The sequence below is a fragment of the Flavobacterium cucumis genome, assembly GCF_900148835.1.
Taxonomy (GTDB): Bacteria; Bacteroidota; Bacteroidia; order Flavobacteriales; family Flavobacteriaceae; genus Flavobacterium; species Flavobacterium cucumis.
The window spans coordinates 203,175-222,824 of record NZ_FRYK01000001.1 but is presented as its reverse complement, the minus strand read 5'-3'; the positions used below and the strand labels follow the sequence as shown (position 1 = coordinate 222,824).

General features: G+C 33.7%; 15 protein-coding genes, 2 tRNA genes and 1 pseudogene. 8 read left to right on the top strand and 10 right to left on the bottom strand.

The window, feature by feature from the left end; all coding sequences use genetic code 11:
• Positions 1-18 precede the first annotated feature (18 nt).
• Positions 19-510, top strand: coding sequence for a hypothetical protein (locus BUE95_RS01060; protein ID WP_073580594.1), 492 nt, complete (start codon positions 19-21; stop codon positions 508-510).
• 20 nt (positions 511-530) lie between these two features.
• Here the strand turns inward: BUE95_RS01060 and BUE95_RS01055 are convergent, their stop codons facing one another.
• Together BUE95_RS01055 and era are read right to left on the bottom strand one after the other, a co-directional pair.
• Positions 531-995 carry a hypothetical protein gene (locus BUE95_RS01055; protein WP_143165209.1) on the bottom strand — a complete coding sequence of 155 codons (465 nt, stop codon included), beginning with the start codon at positions 993-995 and terminating at the stop codon, positions 531-533.
• Positions 996-1,066: 71 nt separating this feature from the next.
• A complete protein-coding gene (era, locus tag BUE95_RS01050; RefSeq protein WP_073580586.1) occupies positions 1,067-1,951 on the bottom strand; it encodes a GTPase Era in 885 nt (294 codons plus the stop codon).
• A gap of 117 nt (positions 1,952-2,068) precedes the next feature.
• Here era and BUE95_RS01045 point away from each other — a divergent pair.
• From BUE95_RS01045 to BUE95_RS01020, 6 genes and pseudogenes are all read left to right on the top strand, one after another.
• Positions 2,069-2,141 (top strand) — tRNA-Met (locus BUE95_RS01045).
• 29 nt (positions 2,142-2,170) lie between these two features.
• Positions 2,171-2,243 (top strand) — tRNA-Met (locus tag BUE95_RS01040).
• 46 nt (positions 2,244-2,289) lie between these two features.
• The gene (locus BUE95_RS01035; protein WP_073580584.1) at positions 2,290-2,739 is read left to right on the top strand and encodes a KTSC domain-containing protein; all 450 of its coding nucleotides are present in this window, start codon (positions 2,290-2,292) and stop codon (positions 2,737-2,739) included.
• A gap of 57 nt (positions 2,740-2,796) precedes the next feature.
• A pseudogene (locus BUE95_RS01030) lies at positions 2,797-3,273 on the top strand (DUF1761 domain-containing protein).
• 65 nt (positions 3,274-3,338) lie between these two features.
• Positions 3,339-4,484: a GNAT family N-acetyltransferase gene (locus BUE95_RS01025; RefSeq protein WP_073582344.1), complete on the top strand. Its 1,146-nt coding sequence runs from the start codon at positions 3,339-3,341 to the stop codon at positions 4,482-4,484.
• A 31-nt stretch (positions 4,485-4,515) separates the two neighbouring features.
• Complete coding sequence (locus BUE95_RS01020; protein WP_317041527.1) at positions 4,516-5,199, top strand: DUF4230 domain-containing protein; 684 nt, start codon at positions 4,516-4,518, stop codon at positions 5,197-5,199.
• Positions 5,200-5,228: 29 nt separating this feature from the next.
• Here BUE95_RS01020 and BUE95_RS01015 read toward each other — a convergent pair whose 3' ends face one another.
• The 8 genes from BUE95_RS01015 to BUE95_RS00975 all read right to left on the bottom strand — a co-directional run bounded on the left by BUE95_RS01015 (position 5,229) and on the right by BUE95_RS00975 (position 17,394).
• A complete protein-coding gene (locus BUE95_RS01015; RefSeq protein ID WP_073582340.1) occupies positions 5,229-5,537 on the bottom strand; it encodes a rhodanese-like domain-containing protein in 309 nt (102 codons plus the stop codon).
• Positions 5,538-5,701: 164 nt separating this feature from the next.
• Positions 5,702-7,462: an aromatic amino acid hydroxylase gene (locus tag BUE95_RS01010; protein ID WP_073582338.1), complete on the bottom strand. Its 1,761-nt coding sequence runs from the start codon at positions 7,460-7,462 to the stop codon at positions 5,702-5,704.
• 99 nt (positions 7,463-7,561) lie between these two features.
• Positions 7,562-8,611 carry a DUF6340 family protein gene (locus BUE95_RS01005; RefSeq protein ID WP_073580582.1) on the bottom strand — a complete coding sequence of 350 codons (1,050 nt, stop codon included), beginning with the start codon at positions 8,609-8,611 and terminating at the stop codon, positions 7,562-7,564.
• A 366-nt stretch (positions 8,612-8,977) separates the two neighbouring features.
• Positions 8,978-9,502, bottom strand: coding sequence for a DUF4136 domain-containing protein (locus tag BUE95_RS01000; protein WP_073580580.1), 525 nt, complete (start codon positions 9,500-9,502; stop codon positions 8,978-8,980).
• An 80-nt stretch (positions 9,503-9,582) separates the two neighbouring features.
• Positions 9,583-11,559, bottom strand: a complete 1,977-nt coding sequence (locus tag BUE95_RS00995; RefSeq protein ID WP_073580578.1) for a urocanate hydratase — start codon at positions 11,557-11,559, stop codon at positions 9,583-9,585.
• 72 nt (positions 11,560-11,631) lie between these two features.
• Positions 11,632-11,808 carry a C1orf53 family protein gene (locus BUE95_RS13615; RefSeq protein WP_159433487.1) on the bottom strand — a complete coding sequence of 59 codons (177 nt, stop codon included), beginning with the start codon at positions 11,806-11,808 and terminating at the stop codon, positions 11,632-11,634.
• Between the two features lie 443 nt (positions 11,809-12,251).
• Positions 12,252-13,385: a hypothetical protein gene (locus BUE95_RS00980; RefSeq protein WP_073580572.1), complete on the bottom strand. Its 1,134-nt coding sequence runs from the start codon at positions 13,383-13,385 to the stop codon at positions 12,252-12,254.
• Between the two features lie 139 nt (positions 13,386-13,524).
• On the bottom strand, positions 13,525-17,394 hold the full coding sequence (locus BUE95_RS00975) for a GEVED domain-containing protein (RefSeq protein WP_073580570.1): 3,870 nt from the start codon (positions 17,392-17,394) through the stop codon (positions 13,525-13,527).
• Positions 17,395-17,755: 361 nt separating this feature from the next.
• Here BUE95_RS00975 and BUE95_RS00970 point away from each other — a divergent pair, with 361 nt between their 5' ends.
• Positions 17,756-19,603 (top strand): T9SS type A sorting domain-containing protein, encoded by a 1,848-nt coding sequence (locus BUE95_RS00970; RefSeq protein ID WP_073580568.1) that lies wholly within the window; start codon positions 17,756-17,758, stop codon positions 19,601-19,603.
• The last annotated feature ends 47 nt before the right edge of the window (positions 19,604-19,650 follow it).

The following is a 19,650-nucleotide window of genomic DNA, read 5'->3' as shown; positions in this document are numbered from 1 at the left end:
CGCATAAATCCCAAGTGTATGGAACCCGAAAAAAGCATCGCACTTCGTCCCAGATTTGAGGTAGAATCAAATAATAGTGTTGCGCAAATCTTAGAAAGAGCCAAAACTTTAAAATCCGAATTAAAGTCGGATTATCAAATCAAAATCATAGACGAACATCTGTATTTTTATTTCAGTAAAGAAAAGCGAAAATATTATTCGCCTTTTTTGCATTTGGAACTAGAAGCTAATGAAGATAAAACTACCATAAAAGGTTTGTTCGGACCTGAGCAATTGCTTTGGACGCTTTTTATGTTTTTACATTTTATTGTTGCTGGATTGTTTTTGGTTTTTGCCATGATGGCATATACGCATTGGTCACTAAAACAATCTGTAGTTTTAGATTTTGGTATTATGGGTATAATGGTCTTTTTTTGGTTTTCGCTCTATTTTATGGCACGATTAAACCGAGAACGAGGTGTGCCACAAATGCACGAATTAGAAATTTTGATGTACAAGGTTTTGGAGTAGTTATTAAAAAAAAAATGAAATTAAAATTTGTATTTATCTAATTCAATTGCCTCGTCAAAATAAAGTTTGAATTTTTTCGATAATTCAGAATCTTTGAATTTGATTATTGTGTAAGAACTGTCCCAAGCAGTTATTTCAAAAATTGCATTTTCTATTTGAAAATTATCGTTGATCCAAACATTGTCGTTTCCTTCAACAAAAGGTGAATTGAATTTATCGATTTTTGGATTTTCAGATTTATTAATTGTAGAAATTACACCCCAAACAATTTGAATGTCAGTTTCAATTATTTTTTTGAAGTCATCTGATGTGATAACTGAAAAACTTTTATTAAAGTCGATTGGTAATTTTTTCTTTGTAAAATTTATTACATCTAAATCAGATAAAACCCATTCAAATTTAGAAATGTCTATCCATGAATTTAAAAGGTTGTTCAGGTCTGTATGGCAATACAATTTCTTAGTATCTCTGATTATCCAATTCAATTTTATCCCATTTTCAATTTATTAACTTTAATCGTCAGATCTTCCAACTTCCAACTTCTGACTCCCAACTTTTATTTCTGGTTATACCCAAAACGTTTTAATTGGTATGCACTGCTTCTCCAATCTTTATTTACTTTAACGTAAGTAGCTAAGTGAATTTGTTTACCAAAGAACTTCTCTAAATCTTCACGAGCCTGAATCCCAACTTTCTTCAAAGCAGCACCTTTGTGTCCAATGATGATTCCTTTTTGCGTATCGCGTTCTACCATAATTACGGCACGAATTCTAATAATGTTGTCGTCTTCAATGAATTCTTCTGTTTCAATTTCCACGGCATAAGGAATTTCTTTATCGTAATTCAACAAGATTTTTTCGCGAATGGTTTCGTTTACAAAAAAACGTTCTGGTTTGTCAGTCAAAGCATCTTTTGGATAAAATGCAGGTGAAACTGGAAGTAATTCGATAATTCTATCAAAAACGGTTTGAACATTAAAGTTTTCTAGAGCTGAAATTGGGTAGATTTCGGCATTGGGTACTTTTTCTTTCCACATTTGCATTTGTTCTTCCAACTGCTCTTGGTTTGATTTGTCAATTTTATTCAACAATAATAAAACCGGAATCTTAGAATGGATAATTTTATTAAAAAACGCTTCGTCTTTTAATTCTTTTTCGCCTATCTCTACCATGTAAACCAAAATGTCAGCATCTTCAAAAGCCGATTTCACAAAATCCATCATCGAATTTTGTAATTCATACGCAGGTTTTATGATTCCTGGCGTATCTGAAAATAAAACTTGAAAATCATCTCCATTGACAATACCTAAAATACGATGCCTAGTAGTTTGTGCTTTCGATGTAATAATAGAAAGACGTTCCCCTACAAACGCATTCATAAGAGTTGATTTCCCTACATTCGGATTTCCAATAATATTAACATAACCTGCTCTGTGCTCCATTTCAATATATTTATGGGTACAAAGGTAGTGATAACGCTTGAATTAGTAGAAAGAAAACATTATTTTTAAAAAAGTCTTGTATTTTTAAATAAAGGTTGTACCTTTGCACTCACAAATCGCGGGATAGAGCAGTAGGCAGCTCGTCGGGCTCATAACCCGAAGGTCACAGGTTCGAGTCCTGTTCCCGCTACTAAGAATTATTGAATTACAACCGTACATCGCGGGATAGAGCAGTAGGCAGCTCGTCGGGCTCATAACCCGAAGGTCACAGGTTCGAGTCCTGTTCCCGCTACTAGAAGCCCAGCAAAATGCTGGGCTTTTTTATTTTTTAGAAAATTATGAATCCAAAAAAAATTGCCGAGTACAGAAAATTACTCAATGTAACGAAGACTGCTACGCTAAAAGAATTAAAAACCATTTACAGAAATAGCATGAAGGAAGACCATCCTGATACTATTGCTGATCCAATGGAGCGTTTAGCTGCTGAAGAAAGAAGTAAAAATATTATTGAGGCATACCATTTTTTGGTTAGTATTGCTCCTGAAACACAAGAAAAAAATAAAGAAGTTTACCAAAAAATTACTTCAACGGTAAATATTCAAGATTTTTATATGGATAATGGAGTGTTATACATTTCATTCTTAGATGGAAGCAATTACGAGTATTTTAGTGTGCCAAAAGTTACTTATATTAAAATGGTCAATGCAGAATCACCAAGTCGTTTTGCAAGAAGACATATTTATAATGAGTTTTTATATCGGAGTGCTAGCAAAATTGTAGCGGAATAAACAATTGTTAAAAAAATATTCCTATTTTTGATATACTAACCAAAAAACTATATCAATATGGAAATGAATTATTTAGCTGTTTTAGTAGCTGCTTTGTCAAGTTTTGTTGTTGGATTTGTCTGGTACAATCCTAAAGTCTTCGGAACCATTTGGATGAATGAGATCGGAATGACTGAGGAAAAAGCAAAATAAGGAAACATGGCTAAAATATTTGGGTTAACATTCGTTTTTGCATTCATGCTAGCGTTTATGATGCCAACATTGGTAATCCATCAAATTGGTGCTTTGCAATTAGCTGGTGGAAACGAAAAAGACGAGGCTTTTTTAGCTTATATGCAAGTTCATGGGCATATGTTTAGAACTTTTGGCCACGGAGCATTGCATGGTTTTTTTGTTTCTTTATTTATTGCAGTTCCAGTAATTGCAACTAATTGTTTATTCGAACAAAAATCTTTCAGATATGCAGCAATTACTTCAGGTTATTGGATTGTGGTAATGACCTTAATGGGAGCTATCATTTGTGGCTGGAAATAAAATAAATTTTAACATTTAATTATATAGGAATCGCTCTACTTTTGTGGGGCGATTTTATTTTTACCTTGGACAAAATTTCATTTAAAATATACAATTCAGTTGCGGCATTACCTGCACTTTGGGACATTGTTGCCCAAAGTAATGTTTTTCTACAAACACCTTATCTTTCTGTGCTTGAGCGCTCAGCTCCTGTAAATATGGAGTGTTTTTATATTGGTATTTTTGAAAAATCGGAACTAATAGGTGTCTCTTTAGCTCAATATTTAGATTTGAATAAATTGGAATCCTTTGGAGAAAGGGATAAATCGTTTAAAATCGCTATTCGTAATTTTATCTTCAAAAACTTCGCTTCTCACACACTTTTCCTTGGAAATAATATGATTACAGGGCAAAACGGTTATGTTTTTACCAAAGAAATCGAATTTGAATATATCAGTGATATTCTAATTCAAAGTGCAGAGGAAATAACTTCATATTTCAAGAAAAAAGGAATCTCGATTCATTTGGTGTCTTTCAAAGATTTTTACGAACATTGCGCGATAGAGTTGAAGAAATTTCGTTTCTCCAATACTTACGAATTCAATACGCAACCCAACATGATATTTTATCTGGATGAAAATTGGAAATCATTAGAAGGGTATGTAGCCGTACTTTCTAAAAAGTATCGCGACCAATTTAAAAGAGCTCGTAAAAAATTTGATGGCATTCAAGTGAAGAATCTTTACTATGAAGAAGTACTTCAAAATGAAGAAAAGATATACGAATTGTATCATTATGTAGCCAAGAATGCCCCTTTTAATACGTTTTTCTTATCTAAAAATCACTTTTCTACCTTAAAAGGACAATGTGGGAATCGGTTCCAAATTTTTGGTTATTTCTTGAATGAAGAATTGGTAGGATTTCATACGTTACTACTAAATGGCGAAACGCTTGAAACCTATTTCTTAGGGTATAACGAACATATTCAAAAAGAAAATATGTTATACTTGAATATGTTGTACAACATGACTGAATATGGAATTGAAAATGGTTTTAAGCGAATTATTTTCGGAAGAACAGCTCTTGAAATTAAAAGTTCTATTGGTGCAACACCAGTTCAAATGTCGGGTTTCATTTATCATAACAATAAGTTGATTAATCGATTTATTGGTGAAGTTTTTAAAAAATTAGAACCTGAGCTGAATTGGCAACAGCGTCATCCTTTTAAATAATTTTGTTTTATCTTCGTGTAAAATTTAAAGTATGGCACGAACAAGCTCAACAGAAACCCAAATTAAAAATATGCTCATTCCAGTAGTACAAGCTATTGGTCGTTCGGGAAAGTTAATTTATTTGTTGATTTTGTTGGTTGTTGGGTTTTTACTATATCAGTTTTTTACTAAAAGCAGCGAATCTTCAACGGTAGAATACAATTCAGCACTAATTGAAAAGCAAATTAGAAGTGTTGGAAAGTTAGTTGTTACAGAAGGCCATTACGCAGAAGTAATTACGTATAAAGACCAACAAAAGTATTTTATGGATTTCATAACTTTTGAGAAAAAAGCTTTGATTGTAGCGAATGCCGATGTTTTAGTAATGTATGATTTACGTCAGTTACAATATGATATTGATGAAAAGAATAAAACGGTTACTTTGAAAAAAATTCCAGATCCCGAATTAAAAATCAATCAAGATCTACATTTTTACGATGTTGATCAAAGCCGATTTAATCCGTTTAATGCGCAAGATTATAACAAAATAAACAAAAAGGTTAAAGCAGAACTGACTAAAAAAATAGAAAAATCTAGTTTGAAGTCAAATGCTAAAAACCGATTGTTAAGCGAACTTTCTAAAATTTTAATTTTAACCAATACTATGGGTTGGACATTAAGATACGATGGACGCGAAGTAAAAACCGATAAAGATATTGAGTTGAAAATAAATTAGAAAGTCCCGATTCATCGGGACTTTCTAATTTATAATTTGCTCTCTAAACTTTGCCAACCACCACCATTAATGCAGTCAATTCCGTGTTGTTTTAAAATGGAAGTTGCTTGAGCACTTCGCATTCCTGAACGGCAACAAGCGATAATCGGTTTGTTCCATTTTTTAATGGTTTCAATGTTTCCGTTTAATACTTGTAAAGCAATATTTTTAGAACCTTTAATATGTCCGTCTCTATATTCTTCTGGAGTTCTTACGTCTAAAATAATAGCGCCTTTTTGAACATATTCTTGAACATCGTTCGTTTTATTCCCCAATCCTAAAAAATCTAAAATTCCCATAATTGTTTCTTTTTTTGACAAAGATAAAGGCGATTGAGTAGCTTTTCAGTAACAAAAGTTACTTTTGAAATTTGAATGATTTAATAGTGTGATTCTCTATTGTTTTCTATGATAAGTGAAACGACTAAAATCAACGTCAAGTTAAATCTACTGTGTCTATGTGTTTAAACAATACCTTCTTTTTCAAAAATTAATTCCAATCCATTGTCAATCAAATGCGCAACTTCTGGGCGATTGCTTTTTACTTTTTCTAAGTGGTTCAAAACTTTGTCTACCAAATCAGAATTCCCTTCTTTTTTTGCCAATTCTGCAATCTCTACTGATAACAACCAATCATTTGGATGTCCTGAAGACAGGGAAGCGAATGCTTCTTTTAAAGTGGTTGTAGCAGTTTTTCCTTCTCTAATATTGCGAACACTTAAGTATAGCTTTTCTAATTCTTCTCTTTCAGAAGATTTTTTCTGTTTAATCGTTTGCGAAGAGGGAACGTGATTAATCATATCAAAACTATTCACATCTGCTGGACCAGAAAAAGCTGAAATTACTTCTTGTCCCACAGCCATATCATAAATGCCCCATTCGGGTTGGAAAAGAAGAGTGTCGTTGTGAGTTACCGTACAGTTTTTAAATTTGATTATTAAAATTTCGCCTTGTAAGTTGCGTGTTCCGGTTACTATTTCACCAATAACTTTAATATCTCCCTCAAATTCTAAAGTAACTTGTTCGCCTTCATAAATATCGTAAGCACGCAAATCCCTTGGACTCATTTCTTCAATGGCTAAGTTGATACCTTTTAGTTTTCCAATTGGCGAACCAAAACCTGCTGCATGATATTCCGTTCCGTGACCTACTAATTCTTTTTCTCTGTGAGAGAGTGCTGTTTTTCCGGTGGTTTGAATATAAACTGGTTTTCCTTCATCTTCAATTACATTAGTAAATACACCCGAAATTTGAAGTCCAGTACTCAATTCAATAGTTCCTAAGGCTTTAGAATAAATCAATTTTTTAATTCCAGAGAGGCCACCAGTTCTAAGAGCCATTTTGTTTGCAAATTCTTCTAAAACTTCACTTAGTTTTGCGAAATCAGGAGTGACATAAAGTTGCGGTTGTGGTTTTGTAATATCAAAACTTTGATCAGCTGCCGAAATATCATACGGAATTTTCTTCACATTATCCGTCATACACCAAGCACTTTCTCCTATAGAAGAAAGTAATCCAGCACCATAAATTTTTGGGTTATCAAGGGTTCCAATTAAACCATATTCTACCGTCCACCAATGTAAATTTCGAATACGCGACATTTCCGATAATTCACCCATATTATTTTGTATGAAATCGACTTGCTCCTCAGCTTTTTTGATTTCTTCTTCAGGTGTATCTTCTGCTTCTTTTAAAATTGAAAGCAAACGAATCGCTTCATACAATTCATAATCACGTGCCGATGAAATGGCTTTACAACCAATTTCACCAAAACGTCTTAAATATTCCGCGTATTCTGGATTCGCAATAATAGGAGCGTGGCCAGCACCTTCGTGAATAATATCGGGAGCTGGAGTATATTCAATGTGTTCTAATTGACGAATGTCGCAAGCAATAACCAATACATTATAGGCTTGAAATTCCATAAAAGCATTTGGCGGAATAAATCCATCAACAGCGACTGCTGCCCAACCGATTTCTTTCAAAATTCGGTTCATGCCATACATGTTCGGAATGTTGTCGATTTCCAAACCTGTTTTTTTTAGGCCTTCTAAGTACGAACTATGGGCTACTTTTGAAAGATAAGCTACATTTTTACGCATTACATAGCGCCAAACCGCTTGGTTTATCGGTGTGTAATCATCATAAACCTGAGGTTTAATGAATTGTTTTAAATGTTTGGGTAATCTGTCAATCAGCGGATTGCTTTCAAAATGCGTTTCCATAATTTTACTTGTCATGTTTGATGTAAAATTACGACTTTTTCAGAAAGGAGGAAAACATTTTAAGAAATTGCTAGTTAATGTTTATTTTAACAATTTTATCTAATTTGTCTCTCGGAGTAGTTGCTCGTTTTTAGCTTTTCGTTTTTTTAAGACATTAAGATAACGTAGTGCAATTTTATCTCCATAATCGGTGTAAGACTTGGTCGTCCATTCAATGGCAGTATCTAAATTGCCGTTAATTTCGTTAATAATTCCCATGTTATAGCAGGCTCTTCCTGCAATTTTAGGGTCGCTATTTTTGGTTTCCATTAGCCATAATTCGGCCGCGCTATCCCATTGTCCTGCTTGCGCTCTTCTTTTTGCAATTTCAAAATTTGAAGTTCCTTTTACATAATAATCTCTGTTTACCCTTATGCGATAAGGCATAATTTGGGTCGCATAATTAGCTCCGATATCTTTTGCTGCTGAAAGTACAATATCTTTTCGTGATTGAATCGTTTCAAACGCTTTTATAGGATTAATTCCCCTTCCGTTTAATTGAACAGATTTGTTTGTCGAATAGACATCAACAATGGCTTTGTCGTTATTGTCATATATTCTCCAACCTGATTTGATAAGCGTTTTGATAGTGGCTTCGTGTTCGATAATAGGAATTTTTAATCCAAAAGCATTCTTGGCTTCACTTTTAATAGTTCTGTAACTTATTTTAGAATCAGTGTCAAAATAGGAAAGTTCGTAAATAGCATCTAAGTCATTGACTTTACAAATTTCGTTTACTTTTTGCCAAGACAATTCACTAGTAAACTGGTCAATACCATATTTTTTGGAAGCCATCGTATCAATCAATACAACCCTTTCAATTTTATTATTTTTGAGTAGCTCACTTTTTAAATTTTCTACAGCGGTGTAACTTCCTAGTTTATCTAAATCTTTTCCTTCTGCTGTTAAAATTTTATCTACGGCATCAAAAACTTCGTAACTTTTCTCAGGTAAACTTCTGTTGATAATACCAATTTTTGAAGTTTGTTTGTTCAGTAAAATTGGTGCAGGTTCAGTCACGGGAAGTGTTAATCCGTTAGTTGGACTACACGATATTGATAATATCAAAGAAATAGAAATGACTAATATTTTAAGATGATTTTTTTTCATATTTTCAATTTGTTATAAAAATAGAAATAAAATCCACACTCCAATATTTTTTTTCTATTTGAATTATAATAAGGTTTTTAAACTAAAATATTTAAAAAAAAATCTATTCAATACGCTGAATTTCAGAAATATTTGGTGCTTTTATCCAATATTTTATCAAATATTAAATGATAATATTATGCGGGGTAGGCGGAAAAGTATGTTAAGTAATGGAATAGTAAAATTCATTAAGTGTTACTTTAAAGAATTTTTCAAGATATTTTTTAGGTATCTATTATTCAGTGTGCAATCATGTTGGCACAATGGTTTAAAATTAAAATCAAATTTTAATGATAAGGAGCTGGTTATAAACCAACTCCTTGCTATTTATTTTTTCGGGGGATATTGTTCTAGTATTTTTGATACAAATTCTTTAATTCTGGCGTCTTTCTTCTCCGTATTTTTAGTTAAATAACCAGTTCCTTCACCCTGCCAAATTAATTCTTTAGTTTTTGCATCAATAATGTCTATAAAAAGAGTACCCTCTGGAGTTGTGGTAACATTAGTGTATCCCATTCCCCACCAAGGATTCCATCCCCAACCCCAACCGAAACCTACATTATTATAGACATCAACTCGCTCTCTTTCTTTAGTAAATATGCTAATAAATACATCAGGATTATCTGATTTGATATAACCCTTTGTAGGCATAACTTCATCGATAGCATACAAAATTCTTTTTTTGTCTAAATCTGATATTTCAGCTTTATCAATCCCACTTTTCAAATAGGCGTAGGTGTTATAATTTGAAAAAGTTGCTTTTTTGTCATAGTCTGCATTTACTCGAACAGAACTACAAGAAACGAAAGTAACTACCAAAAAAAGTGCTGTTAGAAATTTCAATGTCTTCATAATTTTATTTGTTTAAAGTTTCATGATTCAGGTTTAAAGTTGCTAAGAACAAAAATTAATACAAAACTTTAAACTAGAAATTATAATAACGATTCATCTACTGTATTTGGGATGGTAACTTTTAATAAAGGTTGCGTCTCCATAGCTCTTTTTATCGCAAAAATAGCGCCTTCATTTCTTGCCCAACTCCTTCTTGAAATTCCGTTGTTCACATCCCAGAAAAGCATTGACGCTAAGCGTCTTGATGCTTCTTTACTTCCATCAAGAACCATGCCAAAACCACCATTAATTACTTCGCCCCAGCCAACGCCACCACCATTGTGAATAGAAACCCAAGTAGCGCCTCGGAAACTATCACCAATTACGTTTTGAATGGCCATGTCGGCTGTAAAACGAGAACCATCGTAAATATTAGAAGTTTCGCGATATGGTGAATCGGTTCCTGAAACATCATGATGATCTCTTCCTAGAATTACATAACCAATTTCTCCACGAGCAATTGCTTGATTGAAAGCTTCTGCAATTTTAATTCTTCCTTCTGCATCGGCATATAAAATACGAGCTTGTGAACCAACTACCAATTTGTTTTCTTGTGCGCCTTTTATCCATTGGATATTATCCGCCATTTGTTGTTGGATTTCAACTGGCGAGTTTTTCATCATTTCTTCCAAAACATCACTAGCAATTTTATCCGTTTTAGTTAAATCTTCAGGATTTCCAGAAGCACAAACCCAGCGGAATGGACCAAAACCGTAATCGAAACACATAGGCCCCATAATATCCTGTACATAACTTGGATATTTAAAATCGATATTGTTTTCTGCCATAACATCTGCTCCAGCTCGAGAAGCTTCTAATAAAAAGGCATTTCCATAATCGAAGAAATAGGTTCCTTTTGCAGTGTGTTTGTTGATAGCAGCGGCATGACGACGTAATGTTTTTTGAACTTCTTCTTTAAATTTATCAGGATTGGTAGCCATCATTTCATTTGATTCCTCAAAGGAAAAACCTGTAGGGTAGTAGCCACCCGCCCAAGGATTGTGTAACGAAGTTTGATCAGAACCTAAATCAATATGTAAATTTTCTTCATCAAAACGCTCCCAAACATCCACTACGTTTCCTAAGTAAGCAATTGAAACTACTTCTTGGTTTTCCAATGCTTTTTTAACTCTTGGTACTAATTCGTTGATGTTGTCAATAATTTCGTTGACCCATCCTTGCGAATGACGAATGTGAGTGATTTTTGGATTTACTTCTGCGCAAACGGTAACGCATCCTGCTATGTTTCCTGCTTTGGGTTGGGCACCACTCATTCCGCCTAATCCAGAAGTTACAAATAACCCGCCTTTTGGCGATTTTTTAATTTTTCTGAATCCGTTTAAAACGGTAATTGTGGTTCCGTGAACAATTCCTTGTGGACCAATATACATGTAACTTCCAGCTGTCATTTGTCCATATTGTGAAACACCTAAAGCATTCATTTTTTCCCAATCGTCTGGTTTGGAATAGTTAGGGATGACCATTCCGTTGGTAACCACAACTCTCGGTGCTTCTTTGTGAGAAGGAAATAATCCCATTGGGTGACCCGAATACATGACTAATGTTTGTTCGTCTGTCATTTCGGCTAAATATTTCATTGTTAAGCGATATTGGGCCCAATTCTGAAAAACGGCTCCATTACCACCATACGTAATTAATTCATGAGGATGTTGTGCAACAGCATAATCCAAGTTGTTTTGAATCATTAACATAATTGCTTTTGCTTGTTCGCTTTTCCCAGGATATTCTGAAATAGGACGTGCATACATTGTGTAATCTGGACGCAAGCGGTACATGTAAATTCTACCGAAAGTTTCTAATTCAGCTTTAAATTCAGGAATTAATGCAGCATGATGTTGTGGTTCAAAATAGCGCAAAGCATTTTTTAAAGCTAACTTTTTTTCTTCATCCGAAAGAATTTCTTTTCGTTTTGGAGCATGATTAATGGTTGCTTCATAAGGTTTTGGACTGGGTAAAACCGATGGAATTCCTTCTGTTATTTGTTCTTGAAATGTCATTGTAATTTATTTTTGATTTTTTGATTTTGAACTTTTAGAATATAAAGTCTGAGTATCTAAAATCTATATATCTTATTTCTTGTTTGTTCCTGTTTTTTTATCAAAACCGTAAGGGCAATGACGGCAACCGCTCTTACAACAGTATCCTCTTTTTAGATGGTATTTTTCGGTAAAACACTTGTATCCTTCTGGAGTGTAATAGAAATCTTCCCCTTCTTTTAAATTTCTCGGATTATTATTGTTACTCATAGCCACAAATCGACTTAAAATAATTAATTTTTTTTCAAAATTAATTATTTTTAACAAAGATTACTTCTTTCCTTTGGCTAAATAATGAAGTAAATAATAAATTTAAGAACTTTGTATGAAATGATAGTATTCGTTTTTAAATATTTAGTCCCAAATGGGTTTCGAGGATTTACTTTTTTTCCGTTTGTTTTTTTAGCGGATAAAAAAGATAAATCACATTTGATCTTGCTTAATCATGAAAAAATTCATATTAGACAGCAAATAGAACTTTTAATTTTATTTTTTTTTGTTTGGTATGGTATTGAATTTTTAATTCGTTTTGTACAATATAGAAACAGAAGAGAAGCGTATCGTAATATTTCTTTTGAACGAGAGGCTTATGCAAATGAAAAAAACCTTCACTATCTAAAGCAAAGGTTTTTTTGGAGTTTTTTGAGATATTGTTAGTTGATTCGATACCAATTTGTTCCATTACTCACAATCATAATAGAACCTATAGTTGGTGTTAATATGAAATTTGCGGCAACAGAAGAATTGTAATTTATTATAGAATTAACAGTAGTATTTGATGTAGTGCTTGTATTTCTTATAATGTAAACCATACCATTTGCTACTGAAGCGGCTGGAGTAGCAAATGTACCACCATCTAACAATAAAATTGTATTACTGGTTCCTGATGTTGCTGTAGTTAGAGCTGTAGTTCCACTATTATGCAACCTAGCCTGCGGATTTGGATTTCCAATTCCAACATTTCCTATTAAAAATGCTGAATTAGAACCTGTTCCGCTGGTACCGTTAGCTCCAATAACAAGAGTAGGTCCACCATTTAAGTTGTCAGGTTGACCAAATTGCCATTCGGTCGTGTTTCCGGTTACTTTTCTGCTGACAGCTCTTGTCTCAAAACGAATGTTACTAGTTATAGGTGTTGCAGTTGTACCTGTTCTAAAGATAAAATCGACCAAGTTTGTTCCTGCTGGTGTAGGGTTAAGATTTTCAAAAATGGCACCATTTTCAGCATTTCTGTTTCGTAATCTTAAAACGGATGATCCGAAAGTATCTCCATCTTGTCTTAGAACTAATTCACGATTTGATTTTATAGTTCCTGAGGTTGTATTACCAATAGAAATATCTCCAACTGTCCCAGTTGTACTACCAACAGCATTATTGATGCGCATCCTTTCTGTATTGTTAGTTCTAAAAACCAAATCATTGGCGTCTGATGTTCCAATATAATTAGTTGAAGGGTTTGTGCCGGAGTTACCTGTTAAAGACCAGCCATTTATGGTGCCATTAGCTAATCTGATCCATCCAGCACCATCCCAGTAATAATAACCTGGTGTAACATTATTAGGAGAAGTTCCAGCTGTTGCTGTATTGAAAATAAGTTCAGAAGTACTTGGTAATGTAAGGGGTGTAGCACTATTGGTTGATGTTAATGCTATTCTTGGAATTAATAAGCCATCATCATTAGAATTAATATCTAAAGCAGCAGCAGGGGTTGTTGTTCCAATTCCTACCTGTGCAAAAGATTTTATTATAAATGTAAATAACAAGAAAAAGATAAATTTAGGGGCCATTTTGAGTTTGTATATTTGTTTTTAAAAATTAGGTAAATGTAAAACTTTGACTTTAAATAATGAGTGTTTCTTATAAATTTTAAATCCCTTGTTAACTTTTAGCAAGGGATTTAAAATTTATAAGAAAGTATTTATTTGATTAATAAATAACTTTAAATGTTTTCAAATTACCACTATCAAGTATAACCTCAATAATTAGCGGGTTTTGAGTCTTAGCAATTTTATTAATGATAAAATTATTTTCGTTAATATTTTGAAAAGTGCCTAAAACTCTTCCTAATAAATCATAGACTTTAATGCTTTTTATTGTTTCATTTGATGCAGCAACATTAATATTTTCATTAGTAAAGACTTTAATTGTATCAAAGGTGAAATCGGTATTACCTAAAGTGCCATTGTCAAAGCGTAATACAAAACGGTTTTCATTTATACCCACGCTTTCCGTAAAGCTATAAGGTGTTAGTGTTAAATCGTGAACGACACCTAAAGCCCTATCTTCAAGAAATATTTTTTGACTAGTATCATTAAATAGTCCATCAACTTTTGTAATGCTAATAGTGTGAATACCATTTTCTGATATTTTAATTCCTAAAGGAATTTCATCAGATACGTCAAACGGTAAAGCTCTTCCTTGAATTAAGAATCCTTTGTTTTCGCATAGAGAGTACAATTCATAATTAACTTTTATTCCTTTGTTTGGAGCGTCAAATGAAGTGTCAATTAGATTGGTTGCATTTGTTGCGTAACCTAACAGAATGTCTACGGAATTCAACGAAGGGGAGATCATCTTTAGCCAAATTCGGTGACGCTCGGTGACCTGATTGTTTTCGTTTGTATTTGTAGTTCTGTAAAATTGATCATTACGATGAAGATTTGAGCGCATACTGTTAGTAAATAGTATGTTTTCAGTTGTAGCACCATTATCATTCATTAAAACAAAAAAACCTTGACCTGCTGCAATTTTTCCATCAAAACTGTGCTGTGTGCCACCTAGTGCATTATAACGGTTGTAATTGTTTGGATTGTAGTTTAATGTAAAATTTTGATAGAATGGGCTAGCGATGGCAGCAGGAGCATCACCATGAGTCCATAAATCAACAAAATTTTCTATGATAGTAGCGTTTGTATTTAAGAAAGCAACGGCATCTATAGCTGATGGGTATGGATTTCCAATTAAATTCCAATTATCATCATTTTTAGTGACTGGTGTTGCTGTAGGTCCAGCATAAGGAGATCCTACATAGGTACTTCTACTAATAGGTATTGAAATATTACCGTTGTTAGGTACGCCTGTAAAAGTAGCAGTGTAGATTGAAGGTGTTGGTGTCCAGCTATTTGGAGCTCTTATAATATAGCCTTTACCTATTGCCATATTTTCATTTCCTCCAGTCCAATTTCCAAAATTACTTGTGTAACCTGTTGTAGTAGTAGGTAGCCATTTGTAAATTAAACCTGCTGAGGTACCCGGAGATACTGCACTAGCCGCAAAATTAGCAACAGGTGATGACCAATACACATAATCAAAAGTTTTGATATTGGTATTGCGTTTCATTCTGATAGCCCCTGCGTTTGTAACATTGTCAACTTGAACTAGACTACCTCCATTTTCAATTTCAAAAATTCCTCCTGTTGTTACTGTGACGGTCTCTTTTACAGTTAAGCTTTGTTGTGGTTGGATTTGTAAAGTACCGCCATTTTTAATTACAATATTTTTAGCGTACGCAGCTGGTGCATTTTGAATGTTTGAAATACTTCCATTAGATGGAATAACTACACAATTTGTGATGTCAGGAACCCCATTAGGAATCCAATTACTCGGATCATTCCAATTATTTGTAACACCTTGCCAAGTTTTCGTATTGTTATTAACTGTAATATCTTTTGTTACAGGACACCCATTTCCCAGAGTTGCAGTAGCACTAAAGGTCCATGAACTTTCATTCATTTGAGCTCCAGCTGGTTTTACATATACGGTGGTCACACTTTGAGACGTATATGGAATAGTACAAGCTGCATCAATAAATACGGTAACAGCTCCACTCCAAGTGAAATTTGTGTTTAAAAGTCTTGTTCCAGATAGTTTTATATTATCTATTGCCCAACCGTCATCAAAAGTTGCAGTATATACAAATCGTAATTGAAGACTTGTAATGCTAGGATTGGCATAATTACTTAGATCTATAATTTCATTCTTAAAAATGGAAGCAGAACCTAAATCAGAATTGAAAACTGTTCCCGCAAGAGGATTAACTGCAGCCCATCCGCTACCGTTTATATTTATTTGAATTTGACCTGTATCATTACCATAATTAGAGTAATAATGATCAAACGCTAAAGTTAAAGTATTGAATTGTGATGGATCTACAACTGGGGATGTTAAATAAGTAACAATATTTGAACCACTATAGTCAGAAGTAGTGAAGGCAAATCTGTTTCCTATTGAGCCAACTGCACCTGAGTTAACCGCAGGCTTCCAAACAACAGTTGAGTTTGACTGATACGGACTTGTTTTGACACTCCATTGACTATCTGGGCCTGCACCAGAATTGTTTATGATAGATGTTGTCCATGTTCCGAGTCCTGTTTCAAAATCTTGTATTAATAGATTTTCTTTTACAATATCACCAAGTGCAGAAATTGAGACAGTATTATCTTCGCCACAAACATTTGGTGATGATGGCGTTAAGTTGATGTCGGTTGTGGATAATATAACGGCCTCAACAGGAACTCTGAACCGTGTTTCGCAACTTCCATTCCATGCCGTTACATAATAGGTTGTTGAATTAGATAGTGCTGTTGTTGTGTAAGAATTTGAAGTTGCTCCCGAAATCGGTGTTCCACCAGTTGCTGTTGTGTACCATCTATAGCTTGTGGTAGCTGCATTTCCTTGTGCAGAGAGTACAACGGAACTACCAGCTCCACATGCAGAACCGTTTGTTACACTTGTAATTTTAGCAGCGCAGTCTGCTACAACTGCAATGGTGTAATCTTCTGTTTCTCCACTTCCAAAACTAGAGCAGGGATCTATTGTTGCGCTTTCTCTTGTACGTATCCTAACTCTATAATTTCCTGGTGTTTGGGTTGTAGGGACTATAATTCCGAACGTAGTTCCTCCTGTTAGGGTTGTGCCACCAGAGCTGTATGATAACTCGGTTGTTTCGTTAAAGATACCGTCATTATTCCAATCCACATAAGCTCTTATAGCCTGTCCATTGCCACCAAGTTCTATGTTGAAATTGATTCCAGCACCAGGAATTTGACTGGCTATTGTTGTTGACGAATAATTTCCATAACCGTTATTAGCGTAGTTAGGTGAACCTGAAAAGGAATTGTCTGTTAAAGAGCCAACAGTTGAAATACTTCTTATAAAACTTGTACTAGAGGTTGAACTTGGTGAGCAATAACTCAAATTGTCAGTGATTGTAATTGACCAACCATTAATTAAACAGCCGATATCTTGATTTGTATCATCAATAACTCTAAGGATCCAGTTTCCATTTGGGTTTCCAGTCAACTGATTCATTTGGGTGATGGTAGGATTTCCTTCTGGATAAGTATCACTACCGTCCTGTATGTAGTTTGTAGGAGATACATTTCCGCTAGGGGTAGGTTGCTCTGAATCGGACAAGGTTACACCTCCTTGAACAAAGTTGTAATTTCTATTGTTATTACCATTGTTATTATTTCCTCCAGCATCTGACATTAAGATAATTCTTTGACCTGTTGGACTAATAAGCATGATATCTAAATCATCATAGTAGGTATGTGAAATATTTGGTATTCTAACTGATATTGTAACTATATTTCCAAGACCACTTACTGCTATTGTAGAAGTAATACCATTAGGGTTGCCGTCGGGTGGACATATATTACTTGTATTTGAAAAAGTTGTCTGACCAATCCCATCAAGCCCCCAAAAAAGAGTAAAAAAGAGTGTAAAAATGAAAGGTGATGATTTGTGTTTTTTAAATAGAATAAGTAATTTTTCTAATAAGTAATGCTGCTTCATAAATCAATATTTTTTTGTTTGTTATTGTTTTGAAAGCGAAGTGGATAACTTCAATAAATCACATAAAATAACAGTACAAATGTATAAATTAATGTTAAAAAAAACAGATGTTAAAATCTCCTTCTTGATTTTTTTAAAAAAATCAAGAAAATTACCGACAAGTTGATTTATTAAATCGATGAAAAGCACTTTTGTTAATTTATTTAACATTTTATATATAAGAAAAAATTTATTAAATATGTATTTTTTAAAATAATAAATGGTAAATTTCAGTTAATAAGTGGTAAGTTTTGAGTAATAACTGTTTTATATTTTTTTTAAACTATTATCTTTGCAACCTAATTTACTAAGATTCAGTTTTATGAATAGATTTTTATTTATTACTTGCTTGCTTTTTACCGCTTTTTTTTCTTATTCACAATTGTATGTTAGTCCAAATAGTTTTGTTTTTGTAAACAATCAATTCTTGTATGTAAAACAAGATGTTGATTTACAAAACAATGGAAATTTATTTTTAAGAAACAATTCGCAACTTCTTCAAGGAGGTGCAGGGTTAGGAGTAAACAAAGGAGAGGGTAAGTTGTCTGTTTATCAAGAAGGTACAGTTAATAATTTTCAATATAACTATTGGTGTTCCCCTGTAGGAAATGCGTCTGGGACACCAGGAAATGAACCTTTTGGGATAACTATGTTACATCAACCTACGGGAATAACCACTAGCAATCCAGCAATAATTTTACCAAATAACAATTACAATGGAACAGCCAATCCTTTAGCTATAGCGCCTTATTGGATCTGGCGATTTATTACAGCTAGTTCATACGGTCAGTGGTCTTTTGTAGGAAGTGCTACTGCTATTAATCCAGGTGAAGGTTTTTCTATGAAAGGAACAGGAGGAACTGATACAACAATAGCCCATCCGTTAGAAGGAATTCAAAACAACAGCGGCAGTGGACAACGTTATGATTTTAGAGGAAAACCGAATGATGGTACTATAGTAATGCCAGTGGCAAATGCAAATTCAACATTGATTGGAAATCCTTATCCAAGTGCCATTGATTTATATGCCTTTTTAATGGATCCAGATAATGCAAGTGTTATCAATGGACAAGCTTATTTTTATGAACAAGTACCCATAAATACACACACACTAGCACAATATCAGGGGGGGTACGGTATTTTCAATCCAGCAACAGGGATTTACACGCCAGCGGCTTTTACGAGTGTTGATGCTTCGGGTAATAACGGTCCGTTAACGGGAGGAACAGGTTCATTTTACGAAAGAAGGTTTGTTCCAATTGGACAAGGTTTCATGGTTAGAGGTAGAGCGAATGGAAATGTTACCATGAAAAATAGTTTCCGTGTCTACAGAAGAGAAGGTGCGGTTAACAATTCTCAATTTGCAAGAATTACTTCAAACAATAATACAACAGAAAACCAAAACGAAGAGTCTTCTGAATATTTCCCCGAAATTCCAAATGTAGCAGGTATAGACTACACGCAAATTAAACGAACAACTGCACCTTACATTAGAATACACGCCATGTACAACAATATTGGAGTTCGTCCTACTACAATTGCTTTTTTAGACAATGCTACTGATGGATTTGACTATGGTGCAGATGGTCAATCTCCTTCATCAGAAGCTAATGAGTTTTATTATGTACTAGCAGATAGGCCATTTGAGTATATAGCAACCGCTGTAAAGTTTGATATAGACAAAAGAATTCCTGTTGGGTTTAGATGTGCACAGCCTGCAAATTTCAAAATTCAGGTTAAAGAAGTGTCTAATTTTGATGCCAATCAAAATGTATACCTTTATGATAAAGAGACACAAATTTACCATGATATTAAAAATGGATTTTTTGATATGCAATTGCCAGCGGGTAACAACAAAACGAGATTTGAAATCACTTTTAAGAATACAGATGAAACGTTAACAACCCCAGACGAGGTAGCGTCTATATTTAATGTATATCAAAACAATATTTCAGGGCTTTTAACAATAGCAAATACCTTTAATAAAGAGATTGCTTCTCTATCTTTGTATGATATCACAGGAAAATTAGTAATGATGCAACAAAATTTAGGAACAAATAATACCTACGAATTTTCTACATCAAATTTGAGTGATGGAATATATGTTGTAAAAGCAATTACTTCGGATAATTTAGAATTGAGTAAAAAAGTTTCGATTTATAAAAAATAAAAAACTATTATAGTATATTTGAAAGCAGCTAAATAAGCTGCTTTTTT